This is a genomic window from Qipengyuania thermophila (genome assembly GCF_004153605.1).
GTDB lineage: Bacteria > Pseudomonadota > Alphaproteobacteria > Sphingomonadales > Sphingomonadaceae > Qipengyuania_B > Qipengyuania_B thermophila.
The window spans coordinates 545,285-559,812 of record NZ_SDSI01000001.1; the positions used below are offsets into that span (position 1 = coordinate 545,285).

Below are 14,528 nucleotides of genomic sequence, written 5' to 3' on the forward strand. Positions count from 1 at the left end.
CCGCCGATCATCGTCCGTTCACGCGCGACAGGGGAAACTGGACACGCTGCGCGGCATGGCGCAAGACGCCGGCCGCACATGATCTGCTAGGAGTCTGCCGGGGTGTTCACGCGTTTTCTCATCGCCGTTTCCGCCAGCACGCTGGCCATCTGCGCGGCCGGGACGGCAAGGGCGCATGACGGGACACATGACGACCTGCACGCCAAGGTGCAGCACGCGCCCGCCGGCACCGGCCAGCCGGCGCAGGTGCCCATGCCGACGATGACCTTCGGCACATGGGGGATCGACACCTCGCTCCTCGATCCGTCGATCGCGCCGGGTGACAATTTCTTCGCCTACGCCAACCAGCGCTGGATCGATGCCAATCCGCTGCCGCCGGAGTTTGCCCGGTTCGGCGCCTTCGACGTGCTGCGGGAGAAGGCGACGGAAGATGTGATGGGTGTCGTGCGCGAGATGCAGGCGCGTCGCGAGACGCTGTCGCCGTCGGACCGGCGGATCGTGGATGCCTACGATGCCTTCATGGACACGGCCGCCATCGAGGCGGCCGGCCTGTCGCACATCCAGCCGCGGCTCAACCTCGTCGCCGCCGCGCCGTCGCTCGAGGAGCTGGCCCGCTTGTGGGGTGCGCCGGCCATGCCGGCGCCGCTAGCCTTCGGCATCGGCGTCGATGCCAAGGAGCCGACCCGTTACTCGGTGAGCTTCGACATGGGCGGACTGGGTCTGCCGGATCGCGATTTCTATCTCGACACCTCCGAGCGCGGGCGGTCCATCCAGCAGCAGTACAGGGTGTTCCTCGCCGCCATGCTGGCCGAGGCGGGCTACACCGACCCGCAGGGCGCGGCCGAAGCCGTGTACGCGTTCGAGGACCGGATCGCCCGGACGCTGAGCTGGGACCGGGCCGTGCGCCGCGACCGCAACCTCACCTACAACGCGCACACCCCGCAGGAACTGGCCGCCATTGCGGGAAGCTTCCCGCTGGAGGCGTTCCTCGCCGCCGGCGGCGTAGCCGGGACGGACCGCTTCGTCGTCGGCCTGATGCCGCCCACGGCCGAGGAGATCGCCACCTACGGTCTGACGCCCGAGACGCTGGGCAAGATCGGCCAGGGTGTGCCGGGCATGTTCGCGCTGCTCACCGAGACGCCGCTCGCCACCCTCAAGGCGTGGACCGCCAAGGAATTGCTGCGCGCCAACGCCGCGGTTCTGCCGTCGCGGATCGACGAGGCCAGTTTCGCCTTCTACGGCCGGGTGCTCACCGGCCAGCAGGAGCAGCGTCCGCGCTGGAAGCGGGCCATCTCCGAGGTCGAGGGGCTGCTCGGCGAAAAGCTTGGCCGCGCCTATGTGGAACGGTTCTTCCCGGCCGAGAACAAGGCCGCCATGGACGAGCTGGTGGCCAATGTCCGCCTCGCCATGGCGCAGAGCATCGCCGAAAACACGTGGATGGGCGCGGACACCAAGCGCGAGGCGCTGGCCAAGCTGGACGCGTTCACGCCCAAGATCGGCTACCGCGACAATCTCGAGACCTACGAAGGGCTGGCCATCGCCGCCGGCGATCCCGTCGGCAACCGGCATGCGGCGGCGCGCTGGCGCTGGCAGGACCAGCTGGCGAAGCTTGGCGGGCCGATCGACCGGACCGAATGGTTCATGCTGCCGCAGACGGTCAACGCCTACTACAACTCGACCAAGAACGAGATCGTCTTTCCGGCAGCCATCCTGCAGCCGCCGTTCTTCGGCATGTCGCACGACCTTGCCGTCAATTACGGCGCGATCGGCGGCGTCATCGGCCACGAGATCGGCCACGGCTTCGACGATCAGGGATCGAAGTCCGACGGTTCGGGCATGCTGCGCAACTGGTGGACGGACGCCGATCGCGCTGCCTTCGACCGTCTGGGCGACGCACTGGTGGCGCAGTACAGCGCCTTCTGCCCGTTCGACAACGGCACCACCTGCCTCAACGGACGGCTTTCCCTGGGCGAGAACATCGGCGACGTCGGCGGGCTGAGCCTCGCCTGGCGCGCCTACAAGATCGCCACGCAGGGGAGGGAGCTGCCGGTGATCGACGGGCTGACCGGGGACCAGCGGTTCTTCCTTGCCTGGGCGCAGGTGTGGCGCTCGATGCAGCGGGAAGAGAATGCGCGCCAGCGCCTGCGCACCGGGCCGCACAGCCTCGAGGAATTCCGGGTCAACGGCGTCGTGCGCAACATGGACGCCTGGTACGAGGCGTTCGGTGTCACCCCGGACCACGCGCTGTACCTGCCACCGGAGCAGCGGGTCCGCATCTGGTAGCATGCCCGGTCCGGGCGTGACGCGCAACGTGACGCCCGGAAAGCACCTCTTGTTGCGCGGTCCGCAACATCTGTTTTGTTTTTCGCGCTGGCGCGTCGGGGGCGCACGGACTAGCTTCCCGGGCGATGTTCGACGCGTTCGACGCCTTGATGCTGGCCCGGATCCAGTTCGCCTTCACCGTCAGCTTCCATTTCTTCTTTCCCGCCTTCACCATCGGCCTGGCCAGCTATCTGGCCGTGCTTGAAGCGCTGTGGCTGAAGACTGGCAAGGCGCTCTACCTCGACCTGTTCAAGTACTGGGTGAAGATCTTCGCCATCGCCTTCGCCATGGGCGTGGTGTCGGGGATCGTCATGTCCTACCAGTTCGGCACCAACTGGGCGCGCTTCTCCGACATCGCCGGGCCGGTGATCGGCCCGCCCATGGCCTACGAGGTGCTGACGGCCTTCTTCCTCGAAGCCGGCTTTCTCGGGGTCATGCTGTTCGGCATGGAGCGGGTGGGCAGGAAGCTCCATTTCGCCGCCACCTGCATGGTCGCTCTGGGCACCTTCGTGTCGGCGTTCTGGATCCTGTCGGTCAACAGCTGGATGCACACGCCGACGGGTTTCGTGCAGGGCGCCAACGGGCAGCTCCTGCCCGGCGAGAGCTGGTGGGCGATCATCTTCAATCCCTCCTTTCCCTATCGTCTCGCCCATACGGTGCTCGCCGCCTACATCACCACGGCGTTCGTCGTCGGCGGCGTGGGCGCGTGGCACCTGCTGCGCGACCGCACGAACCAGCATGCGCGCACCATGTTTTCCATGGCCATGTGGATGGCGGCGCTGGTCGTGCCGGTCCAGATCGTCGCCGGCGACCTCCATGGCCTGAACACGCTGGAGCACCAGCCGCAGAAGGTCATGGCGATGGAGGGTCACTTCGAGAGCCATCCCGACGGCGCACCGCTGATCCTGTTCGGCATACCCAACAGCGCCGAGAAGCGGGTGGATTACGCGCTCCAGATCCCCAAGGCGTCGTCGCTGATCCTCAAGCACGATCTCAACGCGCCGCTTGCGGGACTGGACACCATTCCCGACGACGAGGAGCCGCCGGTCGGGATCGTGTTCTGGTCGTTCCGGGTCATGGTCGGCATCGGCTTCCTGATGCTGGGCGTGGGGCTGTGGAGCCTGTGGGCGCGGTGGCGCGGGCGGCTGTATGACACGCCCCTGCTGCACCGGGCCGCGCTGGTGATGGCGCCGTCCGGCTTCGTCGCCGTCCTGGCCGGGTGGATCACGACCGAGGTCGGCCGCCAGCCTTATGTCGTGTACAACGTCCTGCGCACCGCCGACGCGGTGAGCCCGCTCGACGCGCCGGCGGTCGCCACCTCGCTGCTGGCCTTCATCATCGTCTACTTCATCGTGTTCGGCATCGGGGTGTGGTACATCCTCCACCTGATGCACAAGCCGCCCCACCCGCACGAAAGCGACCTGCGGGACGGCGATGTGGGGCCGATCCGCACAGCTGGCATCACCCCCGGGCTGACGCAGGGCCGCGATGCGCAGCCCGGGCCGGAGCAGACGGAGCTGGAGCGGCAGGACTGATGGCGGTCAACGTGGACCTGACCACCGTGTGGGCGTTCATCATCGCCTTCGCCGTCTTCGCCTATGTCGTCATGGACGGGTTCGACCTGGGCATCGGCATCCTGTTCCCCACCTTCGAGGTCGGGCCTGAACGCGACCGGGCGATGAATTCGGTCGCGCCGGTGTGGGACGGCAACGAGACCTGGCTGGTGCTGGGCGGCGGGGGGCTGTTCGCCGCCTTTCCGCTCGCCTACGCAGTGATCCTGCCGGCAACCTATCCGCTGGTCATCGCCATGCTGCTCGGCCTCGTGTTCCGCGGCGTGGCGTTCGAGTTCCGCTGGCGCGATCCGGCGCATCGCGGCTTCTGGGACTGGGCGTTCACCGGCGGCAGCCTCGTCGCCGCGATGACGCAGGGCATGATCCTCGGCGCGCTGCTTCAGGGGGTGACGGTGGTGGACCGCGCCTATGCCGGCAGCTGGTGGGACTGGCTGACGCCCTACACCCTGCTGACGGGACTGGGCACCGTTGCGGGCTACGCGCTGCTCGGCGCGACATGGCTGGTGTGGAAGCTCGACGGAGAGAGCCAGCAGCACGCCCGCGCCCTCGGCAAGCGCGCGGCCTGGACGACGCTGGTCCTGATGGGCGCGGTGAGTCTCTACAACGTCGCCCTGCGGCCCGAATATGCCGAGCGGTGGCTTGGCACGCCCGAGCTGTTCTTTGTTGCGCCGGTGCCGATCCTGACCGGCATCATCGCCATCGCCCTGCTGCGCGCCCTGTCGGTGGAACGCCACTCCAAGCCGTTCTGGCTCTCGCTTGCCCTCTTTCTACTCGGGATGACGGGGGTGGGCGTGACGATCTGGCCCTATGTGGTGCCGCCGGGCATCACCATCTGGGACGCGGCCGCGCCGGAGCGCAGCCAGGTGTTCATGCTCGTCGGCGTGGCCATCACCATGCCGCTGATCATCGCCTACACCGCATGGACCTACTGGGTGTTCCGCGGCAAGGTGGGGCACGAAGGCTACCATTGATGCTGGCGCCGGCGAACGGGGAGCCCGAGCGTCCGCTGTGGCAGAGGCTGGCCTGGATGGCCGGCATCTGGGCCGCCAGCGTCGCGGTTCTCGCCGTGTTGGCCTACGGCATCCGCTGGTGGCTCGGCCTGGGCTGAAGGGATCGGCAGGCCCGCCGCTCGAAACCCACGGCCGCCATCTTCCCGTGGTTCTTCCCCCGGCATTCTTCTATAAGGGTGCCGACACAGCGGGGACGGGGGATCACTTGGCACAGCAATTGCTGCTGAAAAGCGCGGATGCGCGGGCGCGACTCGCGCTCGAAGCAGGCTCCATGGGCAGCTTCGTGTGCCTGCTCGATCAGCAGCTGGCGGCGGGCGATGACACCGTGTGCGCCCTCTTCGGCGTGCAGCCCTCGGACGTGCTGCGTCCGGTGGCGGACTTCACCGCCCGCATCCATCCCGACGATCTTTCCCGCGTCGAGGACGCGATGGCGCGGCTCGGCCGGCCGGGCGACGAGTATTTCGAGGATTTCCGCGTCCTGCGCGAGGACGGCGAATACCACTGGATCGCCGGGCGCGGCAAGATCATCGAAAATGACGACGAGGGCGCGTCCGCGGTGCTGGTGGGCGTCAACTGGGACATCGGCCACCGCAAGGCCGAGGAGGAGCGGCTGTCGATCCTCGCCAAGGAGATGAACCACCGCGTCAAGAACGCCTTCAGCGTCATCAACGCGCTGATCCGGCTGGGATCGCGCTCCGCCTCCTCGATCTCGAGCTTCGCCGACACGCTGACCGCGCAGATCCGCGCCATGTCGGACGCGCACCGCATGAGCGCGCAGACGGCGCAGCGCGAGGCCGGGGCCACCGTGCGGCTCGAACAGATCGTGCGCATGGCCGTGGCGCCCTGGCTCACCGGTGCGGCCGAACAGGTCCGGATCGACGAGCGGGAGCCGGTGGAACTCACGCTGACGCAGATCTCGCCGTTTGCCATGCTGGCCTACGAACTGGCCACCAACGCGGCCAAGTACGGGGCGCTGGCGTCGGCGGACGGGCGACTGCTCATCACCATCGACCGCGACAACGGCACGCTGCTGTTCACCTGGGACGAGCAGGTCGGCCACCCCCTGACCGCGCCTGCGCAGGAAGAACGGGAGAAAGGCAGCCGGAGCGGGTTCGGAACGACCCTGCTGCAGCACTGCGCCGCCACGCTGAAGGCGCGGATGAAAAGGGAACTGCGCCCGCAGGGCCTGCTGCTCGAGCTGCGCGTCCCCTGACCGGGTGAGGAAAAGCTTTGGTTGCCCCCGCGATGCGCAGATGGCACGGTGCCGCTGCCTCGGCGGGAGGCAGCCAAATGATCACGGGGTCGCTGTCCGGTAATCCGAACGTGTTGAAAACCATTCCAGTTTCAGTCGCCGGCATGGCGGACCAAGGCCGCCGTGCAGCCTTCCGGCGCTGGCTGCTGTGCGGCCCGGTCCTCTGCGCGGGCATGGCTGTCATGGCGAGCGGCGGACCTGCGGCAGCGCAGGATCGCCTCCCCGAAACCGATCGTCCGGAGCCGGTCATCCCTCTGCCCCCGCCGGATGCCGATCTGCCCGAGGTCGAAGAGGTTATCTCGCGCGCGGAACTGGCGGATGCCGTCCCGCCGCTGCCGCCCGTCGGCGAGGACGACTGGCTGGACCAGCCGCTCGAATCGATCGCCGAGTTCGAGCGGCGTCTCGCGGCCGAGGAGGGCGCCGCCGAAGCCGACCCCGCACCGCTGGGCGACGTGCGGCTCGCCGATGGCGATCCGGTGGAGGAACTCGCCGACGCTCCGGTGCGTGATCCAGAGCTGGCAGTGCCGCTGCCGCCGCTCGAGGCGTTTGAAGTCGATCCGGTCGAGTTCGTCGAGGGGCCGGACGACACTCAGGCGGTGACGGTCACCTACGCCACGCGGATCGAAGGGCTCGAGGGACCGGACGAAGAGGCGGAAACGAGCCTGCTCGGAGCGTTCAACGCGCTGTCCGCGCTCCGGGCGGGCCGCGGCGAGGCGGCCAATCTGGCGCAGGTGTCCGCCCGGCTGACCGAGGACGCGGTCCTCCTCCAGCGGCTGCTTGCCTCCGAAGGCTGGTTCGCCGCCGAGACGCGGACCCGGATCGAGCGCGGCGACGCTCCCGATCGGCCGGCGGCGACCGCGATCATCACTGTCGTGCCCGGACCGCGCTTTGCCCTTGGCCAGATCGACATCGTGGCCGAGCCGACGCAGCCGCCCGACCTCATCGCCTCGGCGCTCGCCCTGCGGGTCGGCGAGCCGATCGTCGCGGCGCGCGTGCAGGGGGCCGAAGCGCGCGTGGCGGTGACGTTGACGGAGAACGGCTATCCCTTCGCCGAAGTGGGCCAGCGCGACATCCTGCTCGATCCCGCGACGGCCGAGGGCGTCTACACGCTGCCGGTGACAACGGGCCCGCGATCCGCCTTCGACGGGATCGTCACCACCGGCGAACTGGCCTTCGGCGTGGATCATGTCCGCACCCTGGCACGGTTCCGCCGCGATCAGCTTTACGACAGCCGCCTCGTCGACGACCTGCGGCAGGCGCTGGTGGCGACCGGGCTGTTCAGCACGGTGGCCGTCCGGCCGGAGCCGACCGAGGAGACCGTGCCCGGCACCGACCTGCGCTACACCACCATCGTGGTGGAGCAGAACGCCGGGCCGCCGCGCACCCTGTCGGCAAGCGCGGGCTACGCGACCGGCCAGGGGTTCCGCGTCGAGGGAAGCTGGCAGCACCGCAACCTGTTCCCGCCGGAAGGCGCGCTGATCGTCACGGGCGTTGCCGGCACGCAGGAAACGGGGGCCAGCGCCATCTTCCGCCGCTCCAATGCCGGGCGCCGGGACCGGACCTTCCAGACCGGTGTGGAGGCGCTCTACAGCACCTATGACGCGTACGAGGCGTATACCGGCCGGCTGTTCGCCCTGTGGAGCTACGACTCCACCCCGATCTGGCAGAAGACGCTGACCTACGCCTTTGGCGGTCAGGCGATCGCCACGAACGAACAGGATTACGATTTCGCCGCGGCCGAACTCGTCCGCCGGACGTTCTTCATCGGGGGCCTGACCGGGCAGGTCGGGTTCGACCGGTCGAACAGCCTGCTCGACCCGACCAGAGGGTTCCGCCTCACCGCTCTCGTCCAGCCGGAAGGCTCGCTCCAGGGCAGCTTCTCTCCCTATGCACGGGCCATCCTCGACGGCGCCGTCTACGTGTCGCCCGCCGATGCGCTGGTGATTGCCGGCCGGGTGCGGCTTGGCACCATCCAGGGAACGCAGCGGTTCGACATCGCCCCCTCGCGGCGCCTGTATGCCGGCGGCGGCGGGTCAGTGCGCGGCTACGGCTTCCAGCAGCTCGGCCCGCGCGTGATCCTGCCGAACCCCGAGTTCGACCCGGACGACGAGGACAACGACGCCGATCCCTTCATCTACCGGCCGATCGGCGGACGCAGCGTCAACGAGGCCGCCCTGGAGGTGCGCTACCGGTTCGGCAGTTTCGGGGCGGTTGCCTTCGTCGATGCGGGGCAGGCCTATGAGGCCACCACCCCGCAGTTCAACGACCTCCAGTTCGGCGTCGGCGTCGGGGCGCGCTATTACACCAATTTCGGTCCGCTGCGCCTCGACGTCGCCACCCCGCTGAACCGCCGGCCCGGCGACAGCCGGATCAACATCTACGTCTCAATCGGGCAGGCGTTCTGATGACCGGCGACACCTCCTCCGCGGACGGCACGGGCATGGCCGCCGAGACGGCGGTGGTGGTGGTGGAGGAACGCGCGCAAGCGCCGGCGGCGCGGCGTGGCCGCGGCTGGCAGGTGCTGAAGGGACTGGCGCTGCTGGCCGGCGGCCTTGCTCTCCTGCTGGCGGCCGTGCTGCTCGGCCTGAACACCGCGCCCGGCAAACGTTTCATCGCCGACCGCATCGGCGCCCTGCAGTTCGAAAACGGCCTCGAGATCGACATCGGGCGCATCCAGGGCTCCATTTATGGCGAGATGATCCTGCGCGACGTGACCCTGTCGGATCCGCAGGGGGTGTTCGCGACCTCGCCCGAGATCACCGTCGACTGGCGTCCGTTCGCCTACATCCGCAACCGCATCGACGTCCGGGCGCTGACCAGCCCGCTCGTCACGCTGCAACGGGTGCCGCAGTTCGCCGACACCCCGCCCAGCGAAGACCCGCTGCTGCCCGACCTCGACATCCGCATCGGGCGCCTCGCCGTGGCGCGCTTCGTCGCCGAGCCGCCGGTCACGGGCGAGCGGCGCGTGCTCACCCTCGCCGGGGCCGCCAACATCGCCGATCGTCGCGCCCGCGTGCGCCTTGACGCGCGCACGCTGGAAGGCGCCGGCGCCGGGGGCGGCGACCGGCTGGCGTTGTGGCTCGACGCCGTGCCCGACGACAACCGGCTCGCCCTCGACCTCGCTCTCGACGCGCCGGCCGACGGCGTGGCCGCCGCGCTCACGGGGCTGACCGAACCCCTGCGCCTGCGCGTCAACGGTGCGGGAGACTGGGCCCGCTGGTCCGGACAGGCCGATGCCGACCTTGGCGGCCGCGAACTGGCCCGGCTGGCGATCGCCTTCGCCGACGGCACGGTGCGGATCACCGGTCCGGCGCAGGTCGCGCGTCTGCTCGAGGGTCCGTCGGCGCAACTGCTCGGGCCGGTGCTTGCCATCGATGTCACCGGCACCATGGACGAGCGACGCGTCGAGCTGTCAGGCACCGGCGCCAGCGACGCGCTGAGGCTCACGGCCAACGGTGTGGTTGATCTGGGCAACAACAGTTTCACGGCGATGCGCGTCGGTCTGGTGCTGCTGCGCCCGGCGGCGCTGGCGCCGAACCTAGCCGGCAGCGGCATGCGCGCCCAGCTCGTTCTCGACGGCCCGTTCGCCACCCCCCGGGTCCGGTACGCGGTCAACGCCGCCCGCCTGCTCATTAACGACATCGGCGTGCAGAACCTTGTCGCCACGGGCGACGCGCGCATCCGCACCGACCAGATCCTCGTGCCCGTCAGCGCCCGGGCCGACAGGATCACCGGGCTGGATACGGTCGCCGGCGGCACGCTCACCAATGTGCGGCTGAACGGCGATCTCGCGATCGACGGTGCGCGCATCCTGTCCGACAACATGCGCATCCGCTCGGACCGGATCGACGCCGGGCTGATCCTCGTCGCGGACACGGCGCGCGGCTTCTACACCGGGGCGATCGATGGACGCATCGACCGCTACCGGGTCGAGAGTGTCGGCATCTTCAACATCGTCACCGATCTGGACCTGCGCACGGTGCCGTCGGGCGGCTTTGCCATGGTCGGCCGCATCCAGGCGCGATCGACCAGCCTGTTCAACGAAAGCGTGCGCAACTTTCTCGGTGGCAATGCCAGCGGCGCGGCGAACGTGCGCTACGGACCCGACGGCATCATCCGCTTCAGCAATCTGTCGGTCCGCGCTCCGGCCGTGCGGATCACCACCGGCGACGGTTTCTACGCACCCGACGGCCGGCTCGCATTCAACGCCAGCGGAACCACCACCGCCTACGGGCCGGTGGGCGTGCGCGTCGCGGGAACACTGGCCAGCCCGCGCGCGACCGTCACCGCCACGCGCCCGGGTCTCGGCGTCGGACTGGCGAACCTCGCCGCCGACATCACCACGGTTCCCGCGGGCTACCGTCTGCAGGCGCGCGGCGACACCGACTACGGACCCCTGACGGCGGATGTGGTGGTGGGCACCGGCGCACAGCTGACACTCGACATCGCCCGCGGCACCCTGGCCGGGATCGACTTCTCCGGCTCCCTTCGGCAGAGCCCCGCCGGGCCGTTCACCGGGCGGCTCGACGCGGCAGGTCAGGGGCTGGCCGGAGTGGCGCGGCTCGAGGCGGCCGGACAGTTCCAGGAAGTGCTGCTCAACCTGCGGGCACGTGACACCGTGCTGCCGGGGCCGGCCAATGTGGCAGTCGGTTCCGCCGCGATCGACGCGCGCGCCATTCTCTACGAGCAGCCGCTGGTGATTGCCGACGTCCAGCTGGCGAATGCCACATACGGGTCCACGAGCTTGTCGGCATTCCGCGCGCTCGTCGATTACCAGAATGGCACGGGCAGGGCACAGCTGCTCGCGGAAGGGGTGAGCGGCGTGCCCTTCCGCATCGCCGCCAATGCCGAGATGCAGCCGGAGCTGTGGCGCGTGGCGCTTCAGGGACGCGCACGCGGCGTCGCCTTCCGCACCGCTGCGCCGGCACGCATCCGGCCGGACGACGGGCGCTACGAGCTGCTCCCAACGCAGATCGATTTCGGCCAGGGATCCATGCGTCTCGCGGGCGTCTGGGGCGACGGATTGCGGGTGCAGAGCCGGCTCGATCGCATGGACCTGGCGCTTCTCAATGCTTTCATGCCGGGCTACGGACTTGGCGGGCGGGCAACGGGCAGCCTCGACTTCGACCAGCCTTCGCCCGACGCCTTCCCCCGCGCCGACGCGCGGCTGCAGATCACGCAGTTCAGCCGCACCACTGCCGCCCTTGTCAGCCAGCCCGTCGACATCAACTTCGTCGGCCGTCTGCTGCCCGACGGGGGTGAGGCGCGCGCGGTCATCCGGCAGCGCGGCGCCGTGATCGGCCGGGCGGTGGCCTCGTTGCGGCCGCTGGGCCCGGGCGCCGGCCCGTGGACCACCCGCCTGCTGGCCGCGCCGCTTGGCGGCGGCATCCGCTACAACGGCCCGGCCGACACGCTGTTTTCCTTCACCGGAGTCTCGGATCAGCGGTTGTCGGGGCCGATCGGACTGGCGGCGGATTTCACCGGACGGGTGGGACAGCCAGAGCTTGGCGGGATCGTCCGGGGAAGCAATCTCACCTACGAGAACCTGACCTACGGCACCCGCCTGACGAACCTTGCGGTGGCGGGCCGGTTCTCGGGCGAGCGGCTCGAGATCGACCGCCTCACCGCCACGGCTGGCGAGGGACGGGCCAGCGCCAGCGGCTTCGTCTCGCTCGCCGCCGCGCAGGGGTTCCCCATGAACATCGCCGTGGAACTGGACAACGCCCGCATCGCCCGTGGCGATGCCCTGTCCGCGACCGCCACCGGCTCCTTCCGGCTGACCAAGGCCCCCGGAGAGACAGCGCTGGTGCGCGGCGAGCTGGCGCTGCCCAACACCCGCTACACGCTGGTGCGCCAGGGCGCAGCCGAAGTCCCCCAGCTCACCGGCGTCCGCTTCCGCGCGCCGCCCGGTCCTGCACGGGTGACCGGCAACGAGCCGGCGCTGGCGGGCGGCGGACTCTTCGATCTCGTCCGGCTCGACATCGGGCTGCGCGCGTCCGAACGCATGTACATTTCGGGCATGGGTCTGGAATCCGAGTGGGAGGCGGATGTCCGTCTGCGCGGCACCACCGCCGACCCGCGGATCGTCGGCGAGGCGAACCTCATCCGCGGCACGCTCGGCTTCGCCGGGCGTTCCTTCGAACTGGAGCGCGGCCGCGTCGCCTTCCAGGGCGGGACGCCGATCAACCCGACGATCGAGATGGTTGCGAGCGAACAGATCGAGGACATCACGGTCAACGTCAACGTGACGGGCCGCGCCTACAACCCGCAGATCGTCTTCAGCAGCGTTCCCGGCCTCCCACAGGACGAGATCGTGGCCCGCATCCTGTTCGGATCCTCCATCGGCAACCTGTCCACGATCCAGGCGGTGCAGCTCGCCGCGTCGCTCAACGCCCTGCGCGGCACCGGCGGAGGCCTCAACCCGCTCGGCCAGCTGCGCGCCGCCACCGGCATCGACCGCCTGCGCATCCTCGGTGCGGACGAGACCACGGGCCGCGGGACCGCGCTCGCGGCCGGGGAATATCTGTCGGACGACATCTATCTCGAATTCATCACCGATGCGCGCGGCTTCACCGCGACCCAGCTGGAGATCAGCCTGACCCCTGCCCTGTCGATCCTCAGCCAGGTGGGAGGATCAGGGCTGTCGAGCATCAACGTGCGGTATCGGCGGAACTATTGATGCGCCGCGCCCTGCCCATCGCTGCCCTGGCGCTCATGACGCTGGCCGCGTGCCGGCAGGAGCCGACCTTCGACGAACGCTACGCCGCGACTCACGCGCGGATCGAGGCCAAATCGCAGGAGATCGATTCCGACCTGCATGGCAGGTCCGGGGCCGCCGCTCAGTCCCCGGCGCCTGCCGCCCAGCCGGAGCGCTGAACCGGCCCACCACGCCGCCCTGCGCCTGTCAGCGCGGACAGCCAGCCGGCTGTGCCTGCGGTCGCCGCCGTGCACGGCCAGCCGAGCACGGCCGGACAGTCGTAGGGATGCGCCTCGGCCACGGCCTGAACCACCTCTTCAAGCAGCGCCGCATCCGTCTTGAACAGCACGCCCACCTCGTCGGCCGCTCCGCGCTCGCCGTTCCAGACGAACAGCGACTGCATCCCGCCGATGATGTTGGCGCAGGCGACAAGGCCGCGGTCGAGCAAGCGGTCCGCCGCAGCCTCCGCGCTGCCGCGATCCGGGAAGGGGCACCAGACGAGCGCCGTCATGCCGGACCCGGCAGCGGCCTCGCCGCAGCCGTGCCGCGCTGACGGAGGGAAGGCACATCCTTCCCGGCAGCATGGGCACCCCAGGCGACCGCCGCAACGAGCAGCGCCCCGACAAGCTGATGCGCCACGGCGAGCCACAGGCTGACCTGCGTCATGACGGTGGCGATGCCGAGCAGGATCTGCACGCCCAAGGTGGCATTGATGGCGATCGATGCCCGGCGATCGACAGTCCGCGCCCTTCGTGCGAGCACGATCACGGCGGCCGCCGCGACGAACGCCCACCACCGGTGGAGAAAATGCAGCAGGAACGGATCATGCGTCAGCGTCCACCAGAGACCCCCGCTCCAGGCGATCTCCGGCACCAGTCGTCCGTTCATCAGCGGCCAGTCGCTGGCCGCCAGACCGGCGTTCAGACCCGCGACCCAGGCTCCCAGCAGGAGCTGGATGAAAAGGATCAGCGCCGCCGCCCCCGCCAACCCTGTCAGCCGGGCCGGACGCCCGCTTGTGCCGCGAGCCAGGGCCCGCATGTCGAGCGCCGTCCACACCAGCAGCGCCAGCGTGAGCAGCGCCGTCAGCAGATGGACGGACAGCCAGAAATGGCTGACATCCGTCATGTCCTCGCCCAGACCCGAGCGCACCATCAGCCAGCCGAACACCCCCTGCATTCCGCCCAGCGCGAGCAATCCGAGCAGGCGCGGCTTGTAACCGGCGGGGATGGCACCCCGGACCCAGAACCATGCCAGCGGCACCGCATAGGCCAGCCCGATCAGCCGCCCGAGCAGACGGTGGAACCATTCCCAGAAGAAGATGAACTTGTAATCGTCGAGCGTCATGCCGGCAGGCCCGGCATGATGGATGTATTCGCCCGTTTGCCGGTACTGGGCGAACTGCGCCTCCCACGCGCTCTCGCTCAGGGGCGGCAGGATGCCGGTGACCGGTTGCCAGCGCGTGATCGACAGGCCCGACTCGGTCAGTCGCGTGATGCCGCCGACCGCCACCATCAGGAGAACCAACCCCGCCACGACGAACAGCCACAGGGCGATGGCGCCGGGTCGCGGTCCGCGCATGCCTGTCGCCGCGCTTGCCGTCCTGTCGACGGCGACGGGCCTGCCAGAGTGCTCAGCCATCCCGCCTTCTTGCGCATGCCCGCGCCGGTTTTCAAGGC

Annotated in this window: 10 protein-coding genes; 8 read left to right on the forward strand and 2 right to left on the reverse strand. The window is 69.6% G+C overall.

Annotated features, from left to right (window positions below; genetic code table 11):
• Positions 1 to 102 precede the first annotated feature (102 nt).
• From ETO60_RS02555 to ETO60_RS11185, 8 genes are all read left to right on the forward strand, one after another.
• Positions 103 to 2,283 (forward strand): M13 family metallopeptidase, encoded by a 2,181-nt coding sequence (locus tag ETO60_RS02555; RefSeq protein WP_234026280.1) that lies wholly within the window; start codon positions 103 to 105, stop codon positions 2,281 to 2,283.
• 125 nt (positions 2,284 to 2,408) lie between these two features.
• The gene (locus ETO60_RS02560; RefSeq protein WP_130002397.1) at positions 2,409 to 3,857 is read left to right on the forward strand and encodes a cytochrome ubiquinol oxidase subunit I; all 1,449 of its coding nucleotides are present in this window, start codon (positions 2,409 to 2,411) and stop codon (positions 3,855 to 3,857) included.
• Positions 3,857 to 4,864: a cytochrome d ubiquinol oxidase subunit II gene (cydB, locus tag ETO60_RS02565; protein WP_130002398.1), complete on the forward strand. Its 1,008-nt coding sequence runs from the start codon at positions 3,857 to 3,859 to the stop codon at positions 4,862 to 4,864. The genes ETO60_RS02560 and cydB overlap by 1 nt, the downstream gene beginning before the upstream one ends.
• A complete protein-coding gene (locus ETO60_RS02570; protein ID WP_130002400.1) occupies positions 4,864 to 5,001 on the forward strand; it encodes a DUF2474 domain-containing protein in 138 nt (45 codons plus the stop codon). The genes cydB and ETO60_RS02570 overlap by 1 nt, the downstream gene beginning before the upstream one ends.
• Positions 5,002 to 5,108: 107 nt before the next feature.
• Positions 5,109 to 6,116 carry a sensor histidine kinase gene (locus ETO60_RS02575; RefSeq protein WP_145963471.1) on the forward strand — a complete coding sequence of 336 codons (1,008 nt, stop codon included), beginning with the start codon at positions 5,109 to 5,111 and terminating at the stop codon, positions 6,114 to 6,116.
• Between the two features lie 143 nt (positions 6,117 to 6,259).
• A complete protein-coding gene (locus ETO60_RS02580; RefSeq protein ID WP_130002403.1) occupies positions 6,260 to 8,560 on the forward strand; it encodes an autotransporter assembly complex protein TamA in 2,301 nt (766 codons plus the stop codon).
• Complete coding sequence (locus tag ETO60_RS02585) at positions 8,560 to 12,834, forward strand: translocation/assembly module TamB domain-containing protein (protein WP_234026281.1); 4,275 nt, start codon at positions 8,560 to 8,562, stop codon at positions 12,832 to 12,834. Before ETO60_RS02580 ends, ETO60_RS02585 begins: the two co-directional genes overlap by 1 nt.
• Positions 12,834 to 13,031, forward strand: a complete 198-nt coding sequence (locus tag ETO60_RS11185; protein WP_145963472.1) for a hypothetical protein — start codon at positions 12,834 to 12,836, stop codon at positions 13,029 to 13,031. The genes ETO60_RS02585 and ETO60_RS11185 overlap by 1 nt, the downstream gene beginning before the upstream one ends.
• On the opposite strand, the gene cutA is transcribed toward ETO60_RS11185, so the two are convergent.
• Both cutA and ETO60_RS02595 read right to left on the reverse strand, forming a co-directional pair.
• Positions 12,995 to 13,363: a divalent-cation tolerance protein CutA gene (gene cutA, locus ETO60_RS02590; protein ID WP_130002404.1), complete on the reverse strand. Its 369-nt coding sequence runs from the start codon at positions 13,361 to 13,363 to the stop codon at positions 12,995 to 12,997. The two genes, ETO60_RS11185 and cutA, sit on opposite strands and share 37 nt — an antisense overlap.
• Positions 13,360 to 14,430: a COX15/CtaA family protein gene (locus ETO60_RS02595; RefSeq protein WP_130003034.1), complete on the reverse strand. Its 1,071-nt coding sequence runs from the start codon at positions 14,428 to 14,430 to the stop codon at positions 13,360 to 13,362. The genes cutA and ETO60_RS02595 overlap by 4 nt, the downstream gene beginning before the upstream one ends.
• Positions 14,431 to 14,528 lie beyond the last annotated feature (98 nt).